23 protein-coding genes are annotated in these 23,980 nt (G+C 69.8%); 13 read left to right on the top strand and 10 right to left on the bottom strand.

Going from position 1 to position 23,980, the window contains the following annotated elements; all coding sequences use genetic code 11:
* Positions 1–99: 99 nt before the first annotated feature.
* Positions 100–843 carry an IclR family transcriptional regulator gene (locus ACWIHT_RS03235; RefSeq protein ID WP_456164571.1) on the bottom strand — a complete coding sequence of 248 codons (744 nt, stop codon included), beginning with the start codon at positions 841–843 and terminating at the stop codon, positions 100–102.
* A 124-nt stretch (positions 844–967) separates the two neighbouring features.
* Here ACWIHT_RS03235 and mhpD point away from each other — a divergent pair, with 124 nt between their 5' ends.
* The 4 genes from mhpD to ACWIHT_RS03215 all read left to right on the top strand — a co-directional run bounded on the left by mhpD (position 968) and on the right by ACWIHT_RS03215 (position 5,598).
* The gene (gene mhpD, locus ACWIHT_RS03230) at positions 968–1,801 is read left to right on the top strand and encodes a 2-keto-4-pentenoate hydratase (protein ID WP_456163836.1); all 834 of its coding nucleotides are present in this window, start codon (positions 968–970) and stop codon (positions 1,799–1,801) included.
* On the top strand, positions 1,798–2,733 hold the full coding sequence (locus ACWIHT_RS03225) for an acetaldehyde dehydrogenase (acetylating) (protein ID WP_456163834.1): 936 nt from the start codon (positions 1,798–1,800) through the stop codon (positions 2,731–2,733). Before mhpD ends, ACWIHT_RS03225 begins: the two co-directional genes overlap by 4 nt.
* Positions 2,730–3,752, top strand: a complete 1,023-nt coding sequence (dmpG, locus tag ACWIHT_RS03220; RefSeq protein ID WP_456163832.1) for a 4-hydroxy-2-oxovalerate aldolase — start codon at positions 2,730–2,732, stop codon at positions 3,750–3,752. Before ACWIHT_RS03225 ends, dmpG begins: the two co-directional genes overlap by 4 nt.
* 142 nt (positions 3,753–3,894) lie before the next feature.
* The gene (locus ACWIHT_RS03215; protein ID WP_456163830.1) at positions 3,895–5,598 is read left to right on the top strand and encodes a carbohydrate binding domain-containing protein; all 1,704 of its coding nucleotides are present in this window, start codon (positions 3,895–3,897) and stop codon (positions 5,596–5,598) included.
* On the opposite strand, the gene ACWIHT_RS03210 is transcribed toward ACWIHT_RS03215, so the two are convergent.
* Together ACWIHT_RS03210 and ACWIHT_RS03205 are read right to left on the bottom strand one after the other, a co-directional pair.
* Complete coding sequence (locus ACWIHT_RS03210; RefSeq protein ID WP_456163828.1) at positions 5,595–6,719, bottom strand: lysylphosphatidylglycerol synthase transmembrane domain-containing protein; 1,125 nt, start codon at positions 6,717–6,719, stop codon at positions 5,595–5,597. The genes ACWIHT_RS03215 and ACWIHT_RS03210 overlap by 4 nt on opposite strands.
* A 181-nt stretch (positions 6,720–6,900) precedes the next feature.
* A complete protein-coding gene (locus ACWIHT_RS03205) occupies positions 6,901–8,511 on the bottom strand; it encodes an MFS transporter (RefSeq protein ID WP_456163826.1) in 1,611 nt (536 codons plus the stop codon).
* A 112-nt stretch (positions 8,512–8,623) separates the two neighbouring features.
* Here ACWIHT_RS03205 and ACWIHT_RS03200 point away from each other — a divergent pair, with 112 nt between their 5' ends.
* Positions 8,624–9,232, top strand: coding sequence for a TetR/AcrR family transcriptional regulator (locus ACWIHT_RS03200; protein WP_456163824.1), 609 nt, complete (start codon positions 8,624–8,626; stop codon positions 9,230–9,232).
* Positions 9,233–9,242: 10 nt separating this feature from the next.
* Positions 9,243–10,031 (top strand): LmeA family phospholipid-binding protein, encoded by a 789-nt coding sequence (locus ACWIHT_RS03195; RefSeq protein WP_456163822.1) that lies wholly within the window; start codon positions 9,243–9,245, stop codon positions 10,029–10,031.
* A gap of 1 nt (position 10,032) precedes the next feature.
* On the opposite strand, the gene ACWIHT_RS03190 is transcribed toward ACWIHT_RS03195, so the two are convergent.
* The 4 genes from ACWIHT_RS03190 to ACWIHT_RS03175 all read right to left on the bottom strand — a co-directional run bounded on the left by ACWIHT_RS03190 (position 10,033) and on the right by ACWIHT_RS03175 (position 13,357).
* Positions 10,033–10,701, bottom strand: a complete 669-nt coding sequence (locus ACWIHT_RS03190) for a TetR family transcriptional regulator (RefSeq protein ID WP_456163820.1) — start codon at positions 10,699–10,701, stop codon at positions 10,033–10,035.
* A gap of 115 nt (positions 10,702–10,816) precedes the next feature.
* Positions 10,817–11,392 (bottom strand): hypothetical protein, encoded by a 576-nt coding sequence (locus tag ACWIHT_RS03185; protein WP_456163818.1) that lies wholly within the window; start codon positions 11,390–11,392, stop codon positions 10,817–10,819.
* A gap of 141 nt (positions 11,393–11,533) precedes the next feature.
* A complete protein-coding gene (locus tag ACWIHT_RS03180) occupies positions 11,534–12,412 on the bottom strand; it encodes a SigB/SigF/SigG family RNA polymerase sigma factor (protein WP_456163816.1) in 879 nt (292 codons plus the stop codon).
* A gap of 132 nt (positions 12,413–12,544) precedes the next feature.
* Entirely contained in the window at positions 12,545–13,357 is an 813-nt protein-coding gene (locus tag ACWIHT_RS03175) for an SAM-dependent methyltransferase (RefSeq protein WP_456163814.1), read from the bottom strand.
* 204 nt (positions 13,358–13,561) lie between these two features.
* Here ACWIHT_RS03175 and ACWIHT_RS03170 point away from each other — a divergent pair, with 204 nt between their 5' ends.
* Positions 13,562–14,848 carry a PP2C family protein-serine/threonine phosphatase gene (locus ACWIHT_RS03170; RefSeq protein ID WP_456163812.1) on the top strand — a complete coding sequence of 429 codons (1,287 nt, stop codon included), beginning with the start codon at positions 13,562–13,564 and terminating at the stop codon, positions 14,846–14,848.
* A gap of 38 nt (positions 14,849–14,886) precedes the next feature.
* Here the strand turns inward: ACWIHT_RS03170 and ACWIHT_RS03165 are convergent, their stop codons facing one another.
* Complete coding sequence (locus ACWIHT_RS03165) at positions 14,887–15,333, bottom strand: ATP-binding protein (RefSeq protein ID WP_456163810.1); 447 nt, start codon at positions 15,331–15,333, stop codon at positions 14,887–14,889.
* Positions 15,334–15,573: 240 nt separating this feature from the next.
* Between ACWIHT_RS03165 and ACWIHT_RS03160 the strand changes: the two genes are divergently transcribed.
* The 4 genes from ACWIHT_RS03160 (at position 15,574) to ACWIHT_RS03145 (ending at position 18,888) form a co-directional block, all read left to right on the top strand.
* Entirely contained in the window at positions 15,574–16,440 is an 867-nt protein-coding gene (locus ACWIHT_RS03160) for a helix-turn-helix domain-containing protein (RefSeq protein ID WP_456163808.1), read from the top strand.
* Entirely contained in the window at positions 16,437–16,688 is a 252-nt protein-coding gene (locus tag ACWIHT_RS03155) for a DUF397 domain-containing protein (RefSeq protein WP_093631185.1), read from the top strand. Before ACWIHT_RS03160 ends, ACWIHT_RS03155 begins: the two co-directional genes overlap by 4 nt.
* Before the next feature lie 85 nt (positions 16,689–16,773).
* Positions 16,774–17,601: an SAM-dependent methyltransferase gene (locus ACWIHT_RS03150; RefSeq protein ID WP_456163805.1), complete on the top strand. Its 828-nt coding sequence runs from the start codon at positions 16,774–16,776 to the stop codon at positions 17,599–17,601.
* Between the two features lie 243 nt (positions 17,602–17,844).
* Positions 17,845–18,888: a glycoside hydrolase family 5 protein gene (locus tag ACWIHT_RS03145; protein WP_456163803.1), complete on the top strand. Its 1,044-nt coding sequence runs from the start codon at positions 17,845–17,847 to the stop codon at positions 18,886–18,888.
* A 92-nt stretch (positions 18,889–18,980) separates the two neighbouring features.
* Here the strand turns inward: ACWIHT_RS03145 and ACWIHT_RS03140 are convergent, their stop codons facing one another.
* Positions 18,981–19,802, bottom strand: coding sequence for a S1 RNA-binding domain-containing protein (locus tag ACWIHT_RS03140; RefSeq protein ID WP_456163801.1), 822 nt, complete (start codon positions 19,800–19,802; stop codon positions 18,981–18,983).
* Positions 19,803–20,098: 296 nt separating this feature from the next.
* Entirely contained in the window at positions 20,099–20,524 is a 426-nt protein-coding gene (locus ACWIHT_RS03135; RefSeq protein ID WP_456163799.1) for a nuclear transport factor 2 family protein, read from the bottom strand.
* Positions 20,525–20,732: 208 nt separating this feature from the next.
* Between ACWIHT_RS03135 and ACWIHT_RS03130 the strand changes: the two genes are divergently transcribed.
* Together ACWIHT_RS03130 and ACWIHT_RS03125 are read left to right on the top strand one after the other, a co-directional pair.
* Entirely contained in the window at positions 20,733–21,545 is an 813-nt protein-coding gene (locus ACWIHT_RS03130) for an SDR family NAD(P)-dependent oxidoreductase (protein WP_456163797.1), read from the top strand.
* Between the two features lie 206 nt (positions 21,546–21,751).
* Positions 21,752–23,935 carry an MMPL family transporter gene (locus tag ACWIHT_RS03125; protein WP_456163795.1) on the top strand — a complete coding sequence of 728 codons (2,184 nt, stop codon included), beginning with the start codon at positions 21,752–21,754 and terminating at the stop codon, positions 23,933–23,935.
* The last annotated feature ends 45 nt before the right edge of the window (positions 23,936–23,980 follow it).

Genomic DNA, 23,980 nt, shown 5'->3' with positions numbered 1-23,980 from the left:
ACCCCTGATAACCGCCGTACTGGTCCCCGGACATGAATCTCCCCCCGCTCAACAACGCCCCCGTTACCGTGACTTGTCAGTGTACGGTCGGGTTCACCGCTACGACAGGGGAGACCTCGCGGCCCCTCCGCCCCTCAGCACCCTGGACAGCCCGAGCGCCGCCGTCCGTACGGCCGGGGCGAGTTGGGCGGGCCGGAAGCGGGTGCGCGGCACGGCGACCGAGAGGGCGGAGACCGCGGTGTCGCCGGCGAACACCGGGGCCGCGATACAGCTCACCCCCGAGGCCGCCTCCTGCTCCTCGTAGGCGAGGCCGGAGACCTGGATCTTCTCCAGGGCCATGCGCAGCCGGGCCGGATCGGTGATCGAGTGCGGGGTGAGGCTCGGCAGCGGGCGGGACAGCACCTCCTCCGTCAACTCGGCGCCGGAGAAGGCCAGTAGCGCCTTGCCGACGGCCGTGCAGGTCAGGGGAAGGCTGCCGCCGATGCGGGAGGGCAGCCGCAGTGCCTCGTGACCGTGGATGCGTTCCAGGTAGACCACGTCCAGGCCCTCGCGGATACCGAGGTGGATGGTCTCGCGGGTGGCCTCGAACAGGTCCTGGAGGAAGGGCAGGGCCGTCTCGCGCAGATCGCGCCGGTGCGGGACCAGCGAGCCCAGCTCGAACAGTTTCGCGCCGAGCAGATAGCGCGGACCCGAGCGCTCCAGCCAGCCCAGCCCGACGAGGTCGGCCGCCAGCCGGTGGACGGTGGGCTTGGGCAGTCCGGTGCGCTCCGAAAGTTCCGACAGGCGGTACGGTCCGCCGCTCGGACTGAAGCAGTCGAGGATGAGCGCGGCTTTCTCCAGCATGCTGCCGTTCTTCTCCGGCATACCGCCGCTCTCGTTGTTCCGTGTCACGGAACAAACATTGTCCCTTGGCGGGGATGCTGTCTATACCGGGGTGTACCCGCACTGCTCTCCCAGGAGGTAACCCGTGCCCACCGTGCCCGACGGCGCCCGCCAGGACGCCGTGTCCCCGGCCGTGGTCAAGGCCGCCGATCTGCTGGCGGAGGCCACCCGTACCGGGGTCGCCTGTCCGCCGGTGCGCGACCTGCTCGACGGCGGCGGACTGGAGACCGCCTACGCCGTGCAGCAGCTGAACGTCCGCCGAGGTCTGGACTCCGGCCGCCGTATCGTCGGCCGCAAGATCGGTCTGACCTCCCCCGCCGTACAGCGCCAACTCGGCGTGGACCGGCCGGACTTCGGCGCGCTGTTCGCCGACATGGTGGTGCCGGACGGCGGCGAGGTCCCGGTGGGCCGACTGCTCCAGCCGAAGGTGGAGGCGGAGGTCGCACTGGTCCTCGGCCGGGACCTGCCGCATCCCGAGTGCACGATCGTCGACGTGCTGCGCGCGGTCGACTTCGCGCTGCCCGCGCTGGAGATCGTCGACAGCCGGGTGCGGAACTGGGACATCTCCCTGGTCGACACCGTCGCCGACAACGCCTCCTGCGGTCTGTACGTCCTGGGCGGCACGCCCGTACCCCTCGACCGGGTCGACCTGCGCGCGGTCACGATGACCATGAGCCGGGACGGCGAGACGGTCTCCGAGGGCACCGGCGCCGACTGTCTCGGCAGCCCCCTCACCGCCGCGGTCTGGCTGGCCTCGGCCCTCGCCGAGCGCGGCGACCCGCTGCGCGCGGGCGACCTCGTACTGACGGGCGCCCTCGGTCCGATGACCCCGGCCGCCCCGGGCGACACCTTCGAGGCGCACATCTCGGACCTGGGCTCGGTACGGGTCCGCTTCGCCACGGAAGGGAACGGCAAGTGACGACCAAGGTCGCCATCATCGGCTCCGGCAACATAGGCACCGACCTCCTGATCAAGGTCCTGCGCCTCTCGGACACCCTGGAGATCGCCGCGCTGGCCGGCATCGACCCGGACTCCGACGGCCTGGCCCGCGCCCGCCGCCTCAAGGTCGCCACGACGCACGAGGGCGTCGAAGGACTGGTCAAGTTGGACGAGTTCGCCGACGTGGACATCGTCTTCGACGCGACCTCGGCCGGCGCCCACCGCCACCACGAAGAGGTCCTACGGCCTCTGGGCCGCACCCTCGTCGACCTCACCCCGGCGGCCATCGGCCCGTACGTCGTCCCGCCGGTCAACGGCGAGGCCCACCTCGACGCCCCGAACGTCAACATGGTCACCTGCGGCGGCCAGGCCACGATCCCGATCGTCGCCGCCGTGGGCGCCGTCTCGCCGGTCCACTACGGCGAGATCGTCGCGTCCATCGCCTCCCGCTCGGCCGGTCCCGGCACCCGCGCGAACATCGACGAGTTCACCGAGACCACCTCCCAGGCCATCGAGGCGGTCGGCGGCGCCGCGCGCGGCAAGGCGATCATCGTCCTCAACCCCGCCGAACCCCCGCTGATCATGCGGGACACCGTGCACTGCCTGGTCTCCGACTGCGCGACCGAGGCGGTCACCGCGTCCGTCGAGGAGATGGTCGGCCGCGTCCAGGCGTACGTGCCCGGCTACCGGCTCAAGCAGCAGGTGCAGTACGACAAGGTGGCGGCCGACGACCCGCTGCGCACCCTCGCGCCGGGCGCGGGCGAACTGCTGAAGGTGTCGGTGTTCCTGGAGGTCGAGGGCGCCGCCCACTACCTCCCCGCGTACGCCGGAAACCTCGACATCATGACCTCGGCCGCCCTGCGCACCGCGGAACGCATGGCCGCCCGCAGCAACAAGGAGACCGCCCAGTGACCCCGTCCCTCTACGTCCAGGACGTCACCCTCCGGGACGGCATGCACGCCGTACGCCACCGCTACACCGTCGACCAGGCCCGCGCGATCGCCGCCGCCCTGGACGCGGCGGGCGTGGCCGCCATCGAGATCGCCCACGGCGACGGGCTGTCGGGCTCCAGCATCAACTACGGCGTCGGCGCCCACACCGACTGGGAGTGGATCGAGGCCGTCACCGACGTCGTACAGGAATCGATCCCGACGACCCTGCTGCTGCCCGGCATTGGAACGGTCCACGACCTCAAGCAGGCCCATGCGCTGGGCATCCGCTCGGTACGGGTCGCCACGCACTGCACCGAGGCCGACATCTCCGCCCAACACATCGCGGCAGCGCGGGAGTTGGAAATGGACGTAGCCGGGTTCCTGATGATGTCCCACATGGCCGAACCCACCGAACTCGCCCGCCAGGCCAAGCTGATGGAGTCCTACGGCGCCCACTGCGTCTATGTCACCGACTCCGGGGGCCGGTTGACGATGGACGGCGTCCGGGACCGCTTCCGCGCGTACCGTGAAGTCCTTTCCCCGGAGACCGAGTTGGGCATCCACGCCCACCACAATCTCGCACTGGGCGTGGCCAACACGGTCGTCGCGGTCGAGGGCGGCGCGATCCGCGTCGACGCCTCCCTCGCGGGCCAGGGCGCGGGCGCGGGCAACTGTCCGCTGGAGGCGTTCGTGGCGGTCGCCGACCTGATGGGCTGGAAGCACGGCTGCGAGTTGTTCCCGCTCATGGACGCGGCCGACGATCTCGTACGACCGCTCCAGGACCGCGAGGTGCGGGTGGACCGCGAGACCCTCAGCCTCGGGTACGCGGGTGTGTACTCCAGCTTCCTGCGCCACGCCGAGACGGCAGCCGCCCGCTACGGACTCGACACGCGCAGCATCCTGGTCGAGGCGGGGCGGCGGGCGATGGTCGGCGGCCAGGAGGACATGATCACGGACATCGCGCTGGACCTCGTCGCCCGCGCGGCGAAGACGGCCTGAGCCGGGCGGAGGAGAGGGGGCTCTGTTGGTCTAGTCCTCTTGACGGAGGGCTCGGGGAGTTGTTTGGTATATACCAAAGCCTTTCACGCTCCACCCCCCACAACTCCCCCTCCCCATAGGCACCCCCGAAAGGGGATCTGTCATGCGCCTGGCAAGACTCGCGGCTTCCGTGTGCACCCTCGCGCTCTCGGTCACCGGCGTCACCGTCGCCCTGGCCCCCGTGAGCAGCGCGGCGGGAAGCAGCGTCTACTCCGTGGCCCCCTACGTCGACATGTCGAACAGTCAGGAAGGACTGCTCGACACCGCCATCACCGGACATCAACTCAAGGCGTACACAGCGGCCTTCGTGCTCGGCGTCGGCTGCAACCAGATCTGGGGCGACACCCTCCCCATCGGCAACGACTCCTTCACCGACCCCCTGATCGCCAAGGCGAAGTCCGAGGGCGCGTCGGTCATCATCTCCTCCGGCGGTGCGAGCGGCGAGCCGCTGGCCTGGACGTGCTCGACGCAGAGCAGCATCGACGCCGGATACCAGGCCATCATCAACGACTACGGCGTCACCCAGCTCGACTTCGACATCGAGGGCGCCGCCATCGCGGACACCGCGGCGGCGGCCCGCCAGATGCAGGCGATGAAGGACCTCAAGGCGGCCAACCCGAACCTGAAGTTCTCCATGACCCTGCCGGTGCTGACGAGCGGACTGACCGGCGACGGCGTCAACATCGTCAAGGCCGCGAAGAACGCGGGCATCAAGATCGACGTGCTCAACATCATGGCCATGGACTACTACGCGGGCACCGGCACCCAGATGGGGCAGGCCGCCGTCTCCGCGGCCAAGGCCACGCTGGCGCAGATGCAGTCCGTCGACTCCAGCTACACCTACGCCAACCTCGGCATCACGCCGATGATCGGCAAGAACGACGACGGCTCCACCTTCACCCTGGCCGATGCCCAGACGGTGGAGAGCTTCGCCGCGCAGAACAGTGTCGGCCGGCTGGCGTTCTGGGCGATCACCCGGGACCAGGCGTGCGGCGGCAGCGCCAACTCCCTGCCCACGTGCAGTCAGATCAGCCAGAACAGCCTCGCGTTCACCGACGCGTTCGTGCCCTACACGGGCTCGGGCACGGGCGGCGGCGGAGGCACCACCAGCGACTTCTCACTGTCCCTGTCGCCGGGCTCCGCCTCGGTCGCCCAGGGTGGTACGGCGACCTCGGCCGTCGCCACCGCCGTCACCTCCGGCAGCGCCGAGTCCGTCAGCCTCTCCGCGTCCGGGGCGCCCTCCGGGGTCAGCGTCTCGTTCAGCCCCAACTCCGTGACATCCGGGGGCAGTTCGACACTGACGGCGACGGTCGGCTCGTCCGTGGCCGCGGGCAGCTACCCGATCACCGTCACTGGCACCGCCGCCACCGGCAGCCACACCGCCACGTACACGCTCACCGTCACCAGCAGCACTGGCGGAGGCGGGGGTTCACTGACCAACGCGGGCTTCGAGACCGGCAGTCTGAGTCCGTGGACCTGCACGGGCGGCAGCGCGGTGGTCTCCGGTCCCGTACACAGCGGCAGCCACAGCCTTCAGGTCACGCCGAGTGCCAGCAGCACCGGCGAATGCGACCAGACCGTCACCCTGTCCCCCAACAAGAGCTACACGCTGACCGCGTGGGTGCAGGGACCGTACGCCTACATCGGCGTGAGCGGCGGGGCCTCCGCGAGCACCTGGTCCAACAGCACGAGCTGGAACCAGCTGTCGGTCGCCTTCACCACCGGCAGCAGCGGAACGGTCACCGTGTTCGTCCACGGCTGGTACGGCCAGTCCAACGTCACGGCCGACGACTTCACGCTCGGCTAGCGACCCGCCGACGTACCGGCGCCGGTGCCCAGGGGCCCCCTGTCCTCCTGGGCACCGTCGGCGTCTACGGGGACGACCGGCTCGCGGCGGTTGTGGCGGCGGATGACCAGCCACGTTATCCAGCCGACGCCGATGATGAACCCGAAGCTGATGATCCGGTAGAGCACGACCGTGGCGATGGCGGTGCTGGTCGCCGCGCCACCCGTGACCAGGCCGAGGACGAGCGCGCTGTCGATGATGCCGAGTCCGCCCGGGATGATCGTGAGGGTGCCGGCGGCCATGCCCGCGCAGAAGGCGAGCAGCAGTTGGGCGTTGCTGATCTGCGTGTCGCTTATGGCGTGGAAGCACAGCCACAGACAGCCCGCGTCGAGCAGCCAGTTGAGCACGGCGAAGACGGCGGCGGCGACGGCGTGCCGGGGTTGCAGCCGGGCGGTGCGCAGTTGCTCGACGAAGCCGCGGATCCGGTCGAGGCCCTGGGTCTCGGGAAGGTGCCGCAACTTGTTGACCCTGGCCAGCGCGGCCCGGGTCGCCGGCTCGACCTTCTCCGGGTGCCGGGTGATGCGCCGGATGCCGACGGTGAGCAGCAGGACGGCCAGCCCCAGGGTGACCAGGCTGTGCCACTGGAGGCTGCCGTCGGAGGCGATCGCGGAGATCGCGGTGACGACGGCCAGGGCCGCCGCGGAGAGGATGCCGGACAGCGCGATGCACCAGGAGGCGATGGCGGGCGTGGCTCCGAAGCGGCGCATCTGCTGGTAGTTGAAGTGGGTGGAGAAGGCCGGTCCGCCGGGCAGCGTGACGCTGAGCGAGTGCGCGGCGTAGGCCAGGGCGACATGCCGTTGGATCGGCACCTCCACCCCGGCCGAGCGCAGCAGCCGGCGCTGCATGCGCGCGTAGCAGCCCATGGCGGCGACCTCGGCGACGAGCGCGACGGCGAACCAGTTCAGGCGGGGTGCGCGCAGCTGTGACAGGGCGGCGGCGAGCGACGGCCAGCCCAGCACCAGTTCGGTGGTGAACAGCGCGAGCAGGACCGTGATCACCACCGGGCGCAGCCAGCGTCGGGTGCGACGCGGCGCCGTGTCGGCCGGTTCGGGGGTGATGGCGGTGGTGTCCGGAGCGTGCACAGGCAGGACCGTCGATTTCGTGAAGTGAGCTTCAACCGTCGGCGACCCCGGCGCCGCTCAGTGCGGGGACGGTGTTCTCCGAGCGGACGAGGGAGCGGGCGCCGAGGTGGAACTGTGCCAGTTTATGCACGATGGCCCGGCGGACCGGAGTGTGCCCCCGTTCACTCCTCCCGCACGGACTTCAGACGGAGTCGGCGTGTTCCTGGTCGCGGCTGGTCTCCGTCGCCTTCGGCTCGGGCTCGCCTGCCGCGCGGCGGCCGGGCAGGACCGCGAGGACGATCAGTGTGCCGGCGGCCATGATGATCCCGCCGACCAGGCTGGTCTGCGCGACTCCGTGGGCGAATGCCTCGTGCACGGCGTCGACCAGGGCCTGTGCCTGCCGCGGTCCGGCGGACGGCGTCTTCGCGATCTCCTGGGCGACCGCCAGGCCGCCGCCGACCGAGTCCTTGGCGGTGTCGAGGGCGGCGGCGGGGAGGTGGCCGCCGACCAGGCCGGTCAGCCTGTCCTTGTAGGTGGTGCCGAGCAGCGAGCCGAGGATGGCGATGCCGAGGGAGCCGCCCAGTTCCAGTGCGGTGTCGTTGGCGCCGCCGCCGACGCCGAGTTCGTTCTCGGGGAAGGAGCCCATGATCGTGTCCGTGGCCGGGGAGACGCTGAGTCCGATCGCGAAGCCGAGCAGCATCATCGTGGGCAGGAAGTCGCCGTAGGTGGAGGTCTTGTCGACCTGGGTGAGCAGGAAGACGGCCACGGTGCCGAGCACCATGCCGGTCACCACCATGGGCTTCATGCCCAGCTTGGGGGTGAGCCGTCCGGTGACCGCGGCGCCGAGGAACACGGCTCCGGCCAGCGGCAGCAGTCGTACGCCCGTCTCCAGCGCGTTGTAGCCGAGGACGAACTGCAGGAACTGCGTGGCGTAGTAGATCGCGCCGAAGGTGCCGAAGAAGAAGAACAGCACCGCCGTCATCGAGCCGCTGAAGGGGCGGTGGGCGAATTTGCGGACGTCGAGCATGGGGTGCGGGTGGCGCAGCTCCCAGGCCACGAAGGCGGGCAGTCCTACGGCGGCGACGACGGCCGCGGTGACCGGTCCCGCGCCCCAGCCGAAGTGCGGGCCCTCGATGATGGCGTAGACGAGGCTGCCGACCGAGACGATGGAGAGCAGGCCGCCCACGTAGTCGATGCGGAACGCCGTGTCCGCCTTGGACGGCGGGACCAGGACCAGGGCGCCGACCACCGCGAGGACGGCGATGGGGACGTTGATCAGGAACGTGGAACCCCAGGCGTGGCTCTCCAGCAGCCACCCCGCGACCAGCGGGCCGACGGCGATGGCGAGGCCCGAGGTGGCGGTCCAGGCCGTGATGGCCCGCGCCCGCTCGTGCTTCGGGAAGATCGCGACCAGCAGGGACAGCGTGGCCGGCATGACCACGGCCGCGCCCACTCCCATGATCGCGCGGGCCGCGATGACGAGCCCGGTCTCGTGGACGAGGCTACCCATGACCGATCCGCCGGCGAAGATCACCAGGCCGGTGACGAGGGCGCCGCGGCGGCTGTACTTGTCGCCGATCGAGCCCAGTACGAGCATCAGCGCGGCGTACGGGACGGTGTAGCCGTCGATGACCCATTGCAGATCGCTGCTGCTCAGGCCGAGGTCGGTGGTCATGTCGGGGGCGGCCACGATCAGCGAGGTGTTCGCCATGACCACGATCAGCAGGCTCAGGCACAGCACGATCAGGGCGGACCAGCGGCGCGCGTAGGGCCCGGCCGTCCGGTCGACGGGGGTGGTGACGAAGAGCGGCATCGGGGACTCCTGGGGACGCATTAATTAATTGCTCACTGATGTGCAGACTATTTTATTACCCATCGATGTGCAACTATGCCGGGACGAGCCAGCCCCGCCAGGAGGTGTCGACGTGATCAGCCGCAGCAGCGCCAGGGCGCACGCCACCCGCGCCCGCATCCTGGAAGCGGCCCTGCGGGAACTGGGCCGCGACCCCGACGCCAGCCTCGGCGACATCGCCGGAGCCGCGGGCGTGGCCCGGCGCACCATCTACGGGCACTTCACCGGGCGGGCCGCGCTCGTCCAGGGCCTCGCCGCGGACGCCGGGGAGGCGGTACGGCGGGTGAGCGCCGCCACCCCGGCGCCGACGCCGGACGCCGTGACCGCGCTGGCCCGCTTCGTCCTTGCCCTGTGGCCGGTCGGCGACCGCTACCGCACGCTCCTGCGACTCGCCCACCACGACCTCGGCCCCGACGCGATCGACGCGCTCCTCCGCCCGGCCCGCGAGACCGTCAGCGGGATCCTCGCCCAGGGCCAGCGACAGGGCGTCTTCCACACCGCCGTCCCGCCGGGACCGCTCAACAGAGCCCTGGAGGCACAGCTGTTGGCGCTGCTGGAATGCGTCAACTCAGGCCTCTGGAACGACGACGGCACGGCCGCCGCCACCGCCGCCCTCATCGCCGCAGGCGTCGGACGCGACAGCGCCGCCGCCGCGGTTCACCACCTGCGACCGTCCGCCTGAAGGAGATCTCATGGACCAACACCCGTACGAATACGCCGACTTCACGTACGGGGCGTACGAGCCCGACGCCACGCGTCCACCGCGCGGGAACCGGCGCCCGGTCGTCGTCGCGGTCGGCGCGCTGGTCGCGCTGCTCGTGATTCCCGTCGCCGTCGACCGCTTCGCGACGGCACGAGTCGAGTCCCGTACGGCCAGGGCGTTCCAGGAGGGCATGCACACGCCCTCGGTGCCTGAGGTCCACGTCCGGGGCTTCCCCGTGCTGACCCAACTGGCCGCCGGCACTCTGCGGCAGGTGGACATCACCGCGCACGACATACCGGCGAGCGACACCACCGGCCCGCTTCCGGTGAGTCGACTCTCCCTGCATCTGGCCGGGTTGAAGAAGTCGGACGACGACAAGGAGGCGCTGGCCCGCTCGGCGGAGGCGACCGCCCTGCTGTCCTACCCGGACGTGACCGACGCCCTCGGACCGGAGATCTCCCGGGGCACCCGCCCCGACCAGGTCCGCGCCACGGTGCAACTCGCTCCCGGCGCCGATGTCACCGTGGCGGCCACCGTCTCGGTGCTGTCCGGCAACCGCATCGCCTTCAAGAACTTCCAGGTCACCGGCGGCCTGCTGCCTGAGGTCGGGCGGGCGGCGCTCACGGCGGTCTTCGAGCGGCCGATACAGCTGCGGAACATCCCCGAGGGACTGCGGCTGCGGTCCGTCACCGCGACGGAGAGCGGGCTCAGCGCCCGGCTGTCGGGCGAGTCGGTCACCTTCCGGTCCGACAACAGCGCGCGGAGCGGTTCGGCGTGAGTCAACCAGCCGTACCGGATTGCTGGTTGAGGACTGAGTCGTCCACTCCCGCGATCTCGTCCACCACGTCACGCGCCTGCTTCTCCGGGACACCGGTCGCGATCAGCGCGGCGACGGCCGCGTGCGTGCCGTCGTCCTCCAGCTCGCCGGTGTTGAGCTCTTCGAGCAGCGCGATCGTCAGGGCCTCAAGTCCCGCGCTCAGTACGGCGGGTGGCAGCTGCGTGTGGAAGACGCCGTCGCGCTGTCCGCGGTCCAGGATGGCGGTGGCGACACGGCGGGCCGGTGCCAGGACCTCGGCCACCCGCTCGACGCCCAGGTCACGCCGGGCCAGGGCCAGCAGCAGCCGGTAGCGGTCGCCCACCGTCCACATCGACAGGACGAAGCGTGCGAACGCCCGGTCGGCCGACTCCGGCTCCGCCGGTTCCGGGTCGGCGGGAGGCAGCGCGGCTTTCAGTGCCTCCGAGGCCTCCTCGGCCAGCGCCTCCAGCAGCGCCTCCCGGCCGGGGAAGTGCCCGAACAGGGTGCGCCGGACCACGCCGGAGGCGCGGGCGAGTTCTTCGAGGGTGATGTCCGGATTCCGGCCGAGTTCCCGGCGGGCCGTGGCCAGGATGCGTTCCCGGTTGGAGCGCGCGTTGCTTCGCTGGGGGACTCGGGCCGGGGGCTTGGTCACGGACAACCTCGGTGAAGTGCGGGAACGGCGGAGCAGGGACGGGCGATAGGCCCAGTCTGGCACGGTCGGCGGGCCGATCCCCTCCCACAGCGGGGACCGGCCTGCCGCCCCTCGCTCAGTAGGGGCGCAGGTAACGGTCGACCCGGGAGCGGGCCCGGTTCACGCTGAGTCCCAGCGCCTTGCCGAGCGCCTCGCCGGACACGTCGTCGGCCCGTACCCCGTACGCGGCCTCCCTGCCGACCCGGCCCGCCATGCGTTCCAGCATGGCCACCGCCTTCAGCGCGGCCACCGGTGCCGTCTCGGCGAGTGTGTCGAGCCGCTCCTCCAACTGCTCGATCAGATCGGAGAGTTCCTCCGGCAGCGGGACCGTACGGCGCTCGACCGCGCTGATGTGCTCCCACCAGTCCTCGTACGCGTCGGACGTGTCCAGATCGTCCAGGTCGCGGTCCTCCACCTGGTCCCAGTCGATGGGATGGCTCTCGCCACGCCAGCCGCACACACAAGAGGCCCGCCAGGCCGCCGCCTTGGGGCGGCCCAGCCAGCCGTTGTACGCCCACCACTCGCACGTCTGGAATCCGTTGGTGCCACTGCCCACGTCCAGATACACGGGTTTGGGCTCACTGCCGTCGGCGAGTGTCGCCCCCACGATGCCCTCGTGGGACTCGCCGAACTCCTCACTCCGCCACGCCACAACTCCCCCTTCCGGCAACCCTGTCACGACCGGACCGGCACCGAGGGTGCCGGTCCGGTCACAGTACGAGAGTCCCGCGGAACAGGCGTCCGGGGAGGGTGATTTCACCCAACAGACCGGATTGTTGGGCAGGATGGCCGGTCAGGCCACCGCGGGGTCGAGCAGACCCGCGCGCAGCCGCCGGAGCATACGGCTGATGAGGCGGGACACGTGCATCTGGGAGATGCCGAGTTCCTCGCCGATCTCGGCCTGGGTGCGCTCCTCGACGTAGCGCATGTGGATGATCTTCCGCTCCCGCTCGTCGAGTTGGGCGATCAGGGGGGCCAGGGAGCTGAGGTCGTCGACCAGTTCGAGACCCGGGTCGTCCTCGCCGATGACGTCGGCGAGCACGGTCTCGCCCTCGGCGCCGGCGTCGGAGCTGAGCGCGGCGTCGAGCGAGGAGGAGGTGTAGCCGTTGGACGCCTTGCGGGCCTCGATGACCTCTTCCTCGGACAGGCACATCAGCTCGGACAGTTCACGGGTGGTGGGGGTACGGCCGAGGCGGGAGCGGAGTTCCTCGGTCGCCTTGGCGAGCTCGACGCGGGCCTCCTGGAGCCGGCGCGGCACATGGACGGCCCAACTGGTGTCGCGGAAGAAGCGCTTGATCTCGCCGACGATGTAGGGGACGGCGAACGAGGTGAACTCGACCTGCCGGGTGAGTTCGAAGCGATCGATCGCCTTGATGAGTCCGATCGTGCCGACCTGGACGATGTCCTCCATCTCGTTGTTGCTGCGGCTGCGGAAGCGCGCCGCCGCGTAGCGCACGAGGGAGAGGTTCATCTCGATCAGGGTGTTGCGCACGTACTGGAACTCGGGGGTGCCCTCCTCCAGCGAGGTCAGCCGGTCGAAGAACTGGCGCGACAGCTCACGCGCGTCCTTGGGGCTCACCTTCGACGGTTCCGCGATCAACGGGAGCGACTCCTCGGCCGCCGCCCGCCGCCCTGCCGTGGCCGCTGCCTTCGCTGCCGTCACGGCTCCCATAACGCCCACCCCATTCGCTCGAACGAACTTCCGTCAAGAGCCCCCTGCCCCGGTTCGCACGTCTCACTCCCCCTCGTTCGGAAAAATCCGGGGCGGGCGCCTGACTTTCGGTACGTACCTCGACCGGACGGCTCACGCGCCCTTGCGGCCGACGCCCGCGTAGACCCAGTACTCCGAGGGGTTCTCGGGGATCTCGTCCGCGGAGTCCGGGCGCCACAAGGGGACGTAGGTCAGACCGGGTAGGGCGAGGTCGAAGCCGTCGAACAGGCCGAGGATCTCGTCGTGGGAACGGGCGGTGACGGGCGAGGTGGCCTTGGAACGGTACAACTGGCCCACGGCCGCGGCGGTGTCCGGGCGGTCCTGGTTCGTGGCGTGGCTCAGCGCCAGCCAACTGCCGTCGGGCAGCGCGTCGCGGAACGCGGCGACGATCCCGGCCGGGTCCTCCGCGGGCGTGATGAAGTGCAGGATCGTGATCATCAGGACGGCGACCGGCTGCTCGAAGTCGATCAACTTCCTTACCTGCGGGGCGGACAGGACCTCGGCCGGCCGCCGGATGTCGCCGTCCACGATGTCCGCGTCCGGGTTGTCGGCGAGGAGGGAGGCGCTGTGCGCGACGGCCACCGGGTCGTTGTCGACGTAGACCACGCGGGCGCCGGGGCTCGCCGCCTGCGCGACCTCGTGGACGTTGCCCTGGGTGGGGATGCCCGAGCCGAGGTCGATGAACTGCCGTACTCCGGAGGCGACCAGGAAGCGCACGGCCCGGCCGAGGAAGTCGCGGTTGGCCCGGGCCAGGGTGCGCACCTGAGGGTCGATGGCCGTGAACGCCGCGACCGCCTCGCGGTCTATGGCGAAATTGTGTTCACCGCCCAGCATCGCGTCGTACATTCGGGCGACGCTCGCCTTGTCGGGATCGATCCCCTGAGGCAGACCTCCACTACCCGGCACCGCAACTCCTTTTCGCCCGAAGATCCTTGACGAGTCATCATATGATTGCCGTCGAACGCACGGCAGACCGCATGCCCCCACGCCACGCGGCCGGTCCCCACCCGGAAAGGCACGACCCTGCGGAACGAACCGCGCAGTCACTACGGTGACGCACTCCCTGCCGGGCCCCCACGCCGCAGGCAGGTCTTCGCCCCGGCGGCGGACGTGATCGGCTCGGAGCTCGATCTACGGCTGACGGGTACCCATGTCGTGCACGCGCTGACACCTGGATTCTGCGACTCGGCCTCGGTGTACCTGCTGGAGCGGTGGGTGCTTGAGGAGAACGCGACGCCCTCCGTGGACCCGGCTCAGATCGAGGCGCGCCGGCTGGCGGTGCGGGTCGGCACGGAGGCGCAGGAGTCCTGGGACGGTGTGCTGCCGGTAGGTGAGGTGATCGTCTTCCCGCGCGAGACGCCGTACGCGCGGGCCCTCGCCACCGGGCACACCCAGGTGCTCGACGGGGTGGACACGCACACCTCACAGCGGCTGCTGGCCTCCGCGGGCGGGGACGCACAGCGCATAGACGATCTGCTGAAGACGGCGTCCTTCCTCGTGGTGCCGCTCCAACTGCGCGGCGCCGTCATCGGGTTCATCGCCTGCACCCGCGGCCCGGAGCGGGACCCGTTCGTGCCCGGCGAGGCCGTGGCCGTGGAGTCGCTGGCGGCCCGGGCGGGGGTGGCGTTGGACAACGCGCGCCGCTACGAACGCGAGCGGCGCACCGCGCTGGCCATCCGCAACAGCCTGCTCCCGGACCCGGCCCGGCAGTTCCCCGGCTGCCGTATCGCGCACGGCTATCTCCCGGCCGGCCAGGGCAACATCATCGGCGGTGACTGGTTCGACGTGCTGCCGCGCCCCGGCGGCCGGGTCGGCCTGGTCGTCGGCGACGCGATGGGCCACGGCCCCGACTCGGCCGTCGCCATGATCCAACTGCGCACCGCCGTACGCACGTTGGCCCGACTCGACATGGAACCGGCCGAACTGATGCGCCGCCTCGACGAGTTGGCCTACGACACCCCAGGCGCGTCGTTCGCCACCTGCATCTACGCCGAGTGGGACGCGGGGGCGCACACCTGCACCCTGGTCGGCGCCGGGCACCCTCCGCCGCTGCTGCGCGGCCCCGGGGGACCGGCCGCACCCGTCATCCTCGCCAGCGCGGGACTGCCGCTGGGACTCGGGACCGGCAACTACGAGCCCACGGTACTGACCGTCTCCGAACCGTCCCTGCTGCTGCTCTACAGCGACGGGCTGGTGGAGTCCCGGCACGCCGACATCGACCAGGAGATAGCCCGGTTGGGCGCCGCCCTCGACTCGGCCGCCGCCGAACCCGCGCCGTCCGGCGGCCCCGACGTGTTCCCCTCGCTGTGCGAGCGGCTGCTCCGCTCTCCCGGCGCGGCGCCCGGAGCCGACGACCGCACGCTGCTGCTGGCCGAGTTGACGCCCGCGACCACCTGAACAGGCCGCGGGCGTCCTCGACCCCGCATCGTCCGGGATCAGCGCCCGGTCGGCAGCACGGCCCACACGGCCTTGCCGCCGGTGAGCGCCGACCGGTCGACCCCCCAGGTGTCCGCGAGCGCCTGCACGATGAACAGCCCGCGCCCGCTCTCGTCGTCGACACACGGCTCACAGCGGGAGAGTCCGCCCCCGGTGTAGTCGTGGTCGTGCACCTCGATGCGCAGGGAGTGGTCGTCGACGATCCCGACCCCGCACAGCAGCCGCGCGCTGGGCGTGTGACACACACCGTTGGTGGCCAACTCCGAGACAAGGAGCACCGCGTCGTCACGCACGCTCTCGGGCAGGCCCCACTTGGTCAGTTGCGCGCCCATGACGTGGCGGGCGACCCGGACGCCGGAGCGGTGCGCGGGAAGTTCCAGCCAGTGCGCCAAGTCGGGGCTGGCGACGTCTAAGAGCTGCGGGGAGGGAGTCGTGTGGGGGGACACGGTGGTTCGCCTTCCATCGGGGGCGTGCGCAGGCGGGAGACGCGCGTCAGCGGCAACAGGCGTGCCGGAATTGGGGTGTTCCGGCGGACGGCCTAGATCACTGACACAAGTAACTATGCCCATAGGTCAGTTCAAGCTGCAACCGGCTCCCTGATAATTACAGAACGGCGATTTCTGTCTGGCGGCATCAGCAAGTCGCTGTCACACTAACGCCGGTGACAGTCCCTCAGGAGGTTGGGCGTGAGCGAAGCTCGTTCGGGCGCCGGTGCACCCACGGTCCTGCGCATGATCCTCGGCCGTCGGCTACAGGACCGGCGGCAGGATGCCGGCGTGTCCCTGGAGGACGCCGCCAGGGCCCTGCGGGTGACGTCCCTGACCATCCGCCGCCTGGAGAAGGCCGAGGTCGGCCTCAAACCGCTCTACGTCGAGAAGCTGCTGGAGACCTACGGCGCCGACCGGCAGGAGATCGAGGAGTTCGTCACCCTCGCCGAGCGCGCCAACCGGCCCGGCTGGTGGCACGACTTCCGGGATGTGCTGCCCGGCTGGTTCACCGCCTATGTGAGCCTGGAGACCGGCGCCAAGACCCTGCGCACCTATGAACCCCACTACGTCACGGGACTCCTCCAGACGTACGACTACGCGCGTGCCGTGCTGAGCGGCGGCTTCCCGAACGACAACGACGAAGACCTCGAACGGCGGGTGCAGTTACGCCTGCGCCGCCAGAGTCTGCTGGAGAGGCCGGACTCGCCCACCCTGTGGGCGGTGCTGGAAGAAGCCGTGCTCCACCGGGTGGTGGGCGGTCCCGCGGTCATGCGGGACCAGATAGACCGGCTCCTCGAAGTCTCGGAACTGGACCACGTCAGTGTCGACATCGTCCCGTTCTCGGCGGGTGCCCACGTGGGGGCGTGCGCACCCTTCACCTATTTCCGGTTCGAGGAACCGGAGCTGCCCGACATCGTCTACAGCGAGATCCTCTCCGCCTCCATGTATCTGGACCAGCGATCCGACGTCGCGGCCCACCTGGAGGCGCACAACAGGATGTCGCTGCTGACCTCGTCCGCGGACAGCAAGGCGCTCTTGAACCGCATGCGCAAGGAGTACTCATGACCACCACCGACAACACGGTCTACAACGGGATGCCCGCGTCGAACCTCGGCGAACAGGGCTGGGAATGCCCCTGGAGCGGTCCCAACGGCGGTCAGTGCGTGGAGACCAAGCAACTCGCCGACGGCCGCGTCGCGTTGCGCCAGTCGACCGACCCCGCCGGACCCGCGCTGATCTACACGCCGCAGGAGATGGCGGCGTTCGTCGCCGGGGTCAAGCGCGGCCTGGCCGACCATCTGATGGCCGGCTGAACCAGAACCACGGGCGTGAGGAACTGGAGCCGGCCCGGCTGCGACCTGCCCGAGACGCCGACGCACACCACTTGAGAGGGACAGCATGACCAACCCCCACGCCGCGCGGGACATCGACACCAGCAGGCCGCACTCCGCCCGCATGTACGACTACTACCTGGGCGGCAAGGACCACTTCGAGGTCGACAAGCAGGCGGCCGAGACGGTCGCGGCGGCCTACCCGGCCATCTTCGTCTGCGCCCGCGAGAACCGTGCGTTCATGCACCGGGCCACCCGTGTCCTGGCCCGGGAGCACGGCATCAAGCAGTGGCTCGACATCGGCACCGGCATCCCCACCGAACCGAACCTGCACCAGGTCGCCCAGTCCGTGGTCCCCGAGGCCCGGGTGGTCTACGCCGACAACGACCCGCTGGTCCTCAAGTACGCCGAGCGGCTGATGCGCAGCACCCGGCAGGGCCGGACCACCTATGTGCAGGCGGACGTCAACGACCCCGAGACGCTCCTCAACGCCCCCGAACTCGCCGAGGTGCTGGACCTCGGCCAGCCGGTCGCGCTCTCCCTCAACGCGCTCCTGCACTTCGTCACCGACGCCCAGGACCCGTACGGGCTGGTCGAGCGCCTGCTGTCGGTCCTCCCCTCGGGCAGCGCCCTGGCCATAAGCCACTGCACGCCCGACTTCGACCCCACCACCTGGGAGAAGGTGACGTCGATCTACACCAACGCCGGGACACCGGTGCAGTTCCGCTCCCAGAAGGACGTCTCGCGCTTCTTCAAGGGGCTCGATCTGCTCGAACCCGGCATCGCGGTCGGCCACCGCTGGCGCCCCGACGCCGCCGCCGAGGACGCCGTCACGGCGGAGCCGCCCACGGACGCCGAGGTCAGCCTGTGGACCGGGGTGGGCATCAAGCCGTAGCCGCGTCGTAGGACGCCAACGACGTTACGTGCGGGAAACCTTGACGATGGCGGTGCCGGATGCCACGATTCCGGCGCCGCCATGTTTGCGTAAACATCTCCCTCCACTCCCCCACACCGAGCCCACCGGGTCCGCGGTCGGCGAGCCGGCACGAGCCGTCCGCCCGGTATCTGTTCCGACGGCCGCTCAGCCGCGCGCGGGTCCCGCCCCGCGCCGAGTCGCCATTCCTGAAAGGGCAAGTCGATGCGCACCATCCCCGCCAGAACCCGTCTGCGGGCCACCTTCGTGGCCGTCGCGATCGCCGCGGTCACCGGCACCACCCTGGCCGGCAGCCCCGCCTCCGCCGCGCCGAGCACGAACACGTCCCAGTTCAAGGGCGTCAACTGGGCCGACCCGCGCGACAATTACGCCGACGACCCGGTCGTCCTCTCCGGCCTGTCACTCACCGACACCTACGCCCAGACGTACACGAAGGCGACCCGTGTCATCGCGGCGTTCCGCGCCAACCTCGGCGCCAACACGGTGCGGCTGCCCATCAACCCCTACACGGTGAACGGCAGTTACTGGAAGTCGTACCGCGGTGTCATCGACGCGGCGACGGCACAGGGCTTCAAGGTCATCGTGTCGTACTGGGAGGGGACGGGCGCCAACAAGGACGGCTTCATCGACGACCCGGCCACGTACTGGCCCATGTGGGACACCGTGGTGAAGGCCTACCAGCACAACCAGCGCGTCTACTTCGAGCCGATGAACGAGCCGCACGGCTACACCGACACCGAGTGGGCCGACCTCGCCGCCAAGTGGCTCGACACCTACTCCCGGGTGCCGCGCAACCGCGTGTTCGTGAGCGGCGCCGGCTACAACGACCACGTCACCACGGTCTGCGCCGACCCGCGCCTGAAGGGGACCTACCTCTCCCTGCACCACTACGGCTTCTGGAAGGACTACGCCACCTACGACCAGTGGGTGAGCGACCTCAAGGTACGCCTCGGCGACTGCGCGAACCGCACCGTGGCGGACGAGTTCGGCGCCCCGATGACCACGGGCCTGAACTACAACGTGCCGACTCCCACCGACAATTCGGTCAACTTCATCCAGGCCGACACCGACACCTTCCGCAAGCTCGGCATGGGTTCCGTGTACTGGCCCGGTCTGCGCACCGACGACACGTACTCGATCCAGAAGCTCGTCGGCGACGCGGCCCGCCCCTGGCTGGAGACGACCAACCAGTCCGGCGCGGACCGGCTCGCCTGGGCGTGGGGGCGGGGACGGCCGGTCAAGTCCTGAAGTGGCTGCCTGATCCGTCTTCGCGACAGGGCGACGCGGGGGCGGATCCCGGCACCTGACTCATGGTGAACGGCGTGTCCGGGTGCGGGAGTTCACGGCCGGTGCGCCGGGGAGAGCGCCAACCTGCGTCGTTCCAGGTCGACTTCGGTGATGACGACCATGAGCTCGTCGCCCACTTGGAGGATGCCCTCCGCCGTCTCCACGGGCAGCTCTGTGAGTTCGCGTAGATGGACCAGTCCCTCGATGCCGTCGGCGACCCGGACGAAGACGCCGAACGGGATCACCTTGGTGACCTGTCCGCGCAGCGTTCGGCCCACCGCGGCCCCTTCGGCGAACACCGCGAAGGGGTCCGGCCGCATCCCCTTCAAGGACAGCCGTGCCTCGCCGTTCCAGTCGTCGAACTGGAGGAACTCGCACGAGATGTACTGCCCGACCCGAACGACGTCCGAAGCGGCGTCGATGTGACGCCATGACAGTTCGGGGATCGTGATGAACCCGACGCCGGGGAACACCGGATGGTCAGGGCAGTCGTCCAGCGACACGAACACGCCGAACCGCTCGATCGCGGCGACCGTCCCGGAAAGAACCTCGCCGGGTTGACGCGAGGTCAGGAACGCCCAGAGGTCCGGGTTCTCGGTAGCGGTCATCGCCAGCCGCACCCGGCCCTTGTCGAGATCGACGGCCACCACCTCGCCGGTGATCCGCCGGCCGATCTCCGCGGCCTCGGCCGTCTTCCAGCGCCAGGAGACGTCCGCCGGCCGGACGACCCCGAGCGGGCACGCGGAGAACCCGTCCAAGGTCACCACCACCCCCTCGGACCGCGTGACCTCCGCGACGGTCCCACCGCGGATGTCCCCCACGTGGATCCCTGCCAGAAACTCCCCGACCGCCCGGTCGTCCGCCGTTGCCCCCATACCTCTCAGCCTCCCACGGGGAGCATGACGTCCTGGCCGCGGCCGACAGCCGTTACGCCGAGCAGATCGCAGGGTGCGCGCCGTCTCGTGGTGGAGGACAGCCCCCGGGCGAGACCGGTGGGGTCGTGTCGGCGGTGCGCGACCGGCCGGGGATCAGGAGATCAGGAGATCAGGAGATCAGGGGATCAGGGGATCAGGGGCAGTTCTTCCAGGACAGGACGGACCTGAACAGATACGGCGTTTCCTGCCGCAACACGTGGTTGCGTCGCAAGGCGGTGTCGCCCTCCGACTGACGGTCAGTCGTCTCCGGCCTTGACGGCGGCGACCTCACGCATTTCCGTGATCCTGCCGTCGAGGACGGTGAAGATCGACGTCACCCGGAACTCCTCCCGGCCGGCCTCCCCGTCGATGACGGCATGGTCGGCGTTTCGCGGACGGATCAGGATGTCGTGCTCGACGACGACCCTGTTTCCCGATTCCAGGTACGTGTAGTACGGCACACGAACCCGCACTTTCTCGTACAGCTCGGGAAAGACGCCGAAGTGCTTCCGCAGCGCCTCGATACCGTCCGCCTTGACCCTGCCGAAGGTGACGATCCGCGCGTCGTCCGCCCAGTAGCGGTGAATCTCGTCGAGGGCACCGCCCTTCTCGGCGTCACACAGGTCCGAGACCCATGTGTACATACCGTCGAAGAGATCCCGATAGCGCTCAGTCGTATTCATGGCCGCAGAGTGGTCCTTTCGTGCCCGAAAACAATTCAGACCCCTGCAACAGGACAGGGCCGACGATCATCTTGGTCGCCGCACAAGAACAATAACGCGCCCCTTGGTCGCCGCACAAGGGGCGCGTTTCCGCGGGTTGACATCTTGGTCACCGACCAAGTTCACTGGTCTTGTTGGTCAGCGAACAAGAGAGTGAGCGAGGGAGATCATGCCGAAGACGTGGTTCATCACCGGAGCCTCGAAGGGGTTCGGCCTGGAATGGGCGGAAGCCGCGCTCGAACGAGGCGATCAGGTCGCCGTGACCAGTCGCTCGGAGTCCGCGTTCGACGACCTGGTCGCGAAGTACGGCGACGCGGTGCTGCCGCTGCGGCTCGACGTCGTCGACCGCGCGGCGGCGTTCGAGGCCGTGCAGCAGGCGGTCGACACGTTCGGCGGCCTTGACGTCGTCATCAACAACGCGGGCTACGGCCTGTTCGGCATGACCGAGGAGGTGACCGAGCAGCAGGCCCGCGAGCAGATCGACGTCAATGTGTTCGGCGCGCTCTGGGTCACCCAGGCGGTGCTGCCGCACCTGCGCGCCCGCGGATCCGGCCACATCATCCAGGTGTCGTCCATCGGCGGGGTCGTCTCGCTGCCCGGACTGGGCCTCTACCACGCGTCCAAGTTCGCCCTGGAGGGCTTCACCGCGAGCCTCGCCGCCGAGGTCAAGGACTTCGGCATCAAGGTCACCCTGGTCGAACCGGCCGGATACGCCACCGAATGGGCCGGACCCTCCGCCGTGCAGGCCCAGCACCTGCCCGCCTACGACGACTTCCGTGCCGCCATGACACGGATCGCGGCGCGGCGCGGCGACCCGAGTGCGACGCGCGCGGCGATCCTCACGGTGGTCGACGCGGAGCAGCCGCCGCTGCGGATCTTCTTCGGCGAGGGACCGCTGGAAATGATCACCAAGGAGTACGGGGCACGACTGGACGAGTGGCGGAAGTGGGACGACGTCTCGAAGCTCGCGTTCGGAGCCTAGGACGCCACAACGGCGGCCCCACTCCGCCCGAAAAACTCACCCGCGGTCGCAACCACGCTTGTGTTATGAATCTTCACGCGTGACCGATATGACAAAAAGACAGACAACCATTCGACCGGCCACCGGGTGAGGGCCGGTCGGGGTCGCCGATGCCGGGGTCCGCTCCCCGGGCTGCGGTGATCTTCCTGCCCAGGAGGACCTCCCGCATGTTCCGACGTATTGGCAATACGGTCGTCCGACATCCCGTCTGGACGATCGTCGCGTGGCTGATCGCGGCGGTGGCGATTGTCGCCACCGCTCCAGGCCTGCCCTCCAACAGTGACGAGAGCAGCTTCCTGCCCAAGAGCTACGAATCGATCAAAGCGGCGGATCTTCAGGTGAAGGCGTTCCCCAGCGCCTTCACCCCGTCCGCCATCGCGCTGTACCAGCGCACCGACGGCGGCACACTGACCGCCGCCGACAAGAAGGACGTCGCCCGGATCACCACCGAACTGGGCGACAAGCACATCGACCAGGTGCAGAAGGTGGTCCCCGGCCAGCCGTCGAAGGACGGCCGCTACACCATGTCCCTGGTCCAGATGGACAGCAAGAACGCCGGCCAGCCCGTTCAGGCGGACGCCGCCAAGGTGCTGCGCGACGACGTCAAACAACTCGTCAAGGGCACGGACCTGGAGGTGAAGCTCGGCGGTTCCGCCGCGCAGGCCCTCGACCAGCAGGACTCCTCCAAGCGCGGCGAGGCGCTGATCGGCATCGGGACCTTCGTCATCATTCTGGTGACGCTCCTGATCATCTTCCGGGCGCCGATCCTCGCTTTCCTGCCCCTGCTGCTGATCGGTGTGGTGGCGGCCATCGCCAACGGGCTGATCGCCTACGCCACCAAGCTGTTCGGGCTACAGGCCAACAGTTCCGTCTCGTCGATCCTGATCGTCGTGCTGTTCGGTGTGGGCACGGACTACTTCCTGTTCCTGATGTTCCGTTACCGGGAACGGCTGCGGGCGGGTGACGAGCCGAAGCAGGCCATGATCAACGCGGTCGCCCGGGTCGGCGAGGCCATCGCGTCGGCGGCCGGCGCGGTCATCATCGCGTTCCTCGCGCTGGCGCTGTCCACGCTGGGCTTCCTCAAGCAGATGGGTCCGGCGCTGGCCATCGCGGTCAGCGTCACCCTGATCGCGGGCCTGACCCTGATCCCGGCCGTGGTCTCGCTGATCGGGCCGAAGGTCTTCTGGCCCTCCAAGTCCTGGCAGCGGGAGCCGGAGAACGCCCGCTTCGCCGCCCTCGGCCGCGGTGTACGACGCCGTCCGGCGCTGACCGCCGCGCTCTCCGGCCTCGTGCTCGTCGCCCTGTCGCTCGGCACCCTCGGCTACAAGGCCACCTTCGACCTGGCCTCGGGTTCCATGCCCAAGACCAAGGAGTCGATGGTCGTCCAGGACGAGATGCGGAAGGCGTACTCGGCGGGCGCCGCCGCCCCCACCGACGTCTACCTCTCCAGCTCCGACGGCCGCCCCCTCGACCGGAGCACCTTCACCGCCTACGCCGAGAAACTCGGAGCCGTGGACGGTGTCGCGAGCGCCCGGATGAGCCAGGTCAACACGGGCGGAACCACGGCGGACTTCACTGTCACGCTGAAGTACGAGGCGTCGACGGAGAAGGCGATCGACACCGTGGGCCGGGTGCGCGAGGTCGCGCACTCCTCCGCTCCCGACGGTACGGAGGCCCTGGTCGGCGGCATGTCCTCGATCTACAAGGACATCAACGCGGCGGTCAATCACGACTACCGGACCGTCTTCCCCGTCGCCGCCCTGCTGATCATGCTGATCCTGGGACTGGTGCTGCGCAGTGTGGTCGCGCCCCTGTACCTCATGGCGTCGGTGGGTCTCGGCTTCGGCGCCACGCTCGGCGCCACCGTCTGGATCTTCCAGGACGCGCAGGGGCACCCGGGGCTGATGTTCATGCTCCCGGTGATCATGTATCTCTTCGTGGTCGCCATCGGCACGGACTACAACATCCTGATGATCGCCCGGCTCCGCGAGGAGGCCCGCGAGGGTCGCGATCCGCGCGAGGCGGCGGGTATGGCGCTGCGGCACGCGGGGCCGACCGTGGCGGCGGCCGGTTTCATCCTCGCGGCGACCTTCGCGACGATGATGCTGGCCGGCAACGCGCTGCTCACGGAGATGGGTTTCGCCGTCTCCTTCGGCATCGCCGTCGCCGCGTTCGTGATGGCGATGTTCTTCACGCCCAGCCTCACCGCCCTGATGGGCCACGCGGCCTGGTGGCCGGGCCACGCCGACCGGGCCCGGGAAACCGCGCCTGCTCCGAGCACGGTTTCTGGCACCTCCGGCGGTGAGGAGCAGGACTCTGTCGCCCACGATGCGGCGGGCCGCCGCGGATAGTCACGACCCGAGGGCCTGTCCGCCGGACCGACGTCCGGCGGACAG

The organism is Streptomyces sp. NPDC002276 (assembly GCF_053891435.1).
Note: the sequence above shows the minus strand (reverse complement) of the source record. Positions and strands in the feature narration are given on the sequence as shown.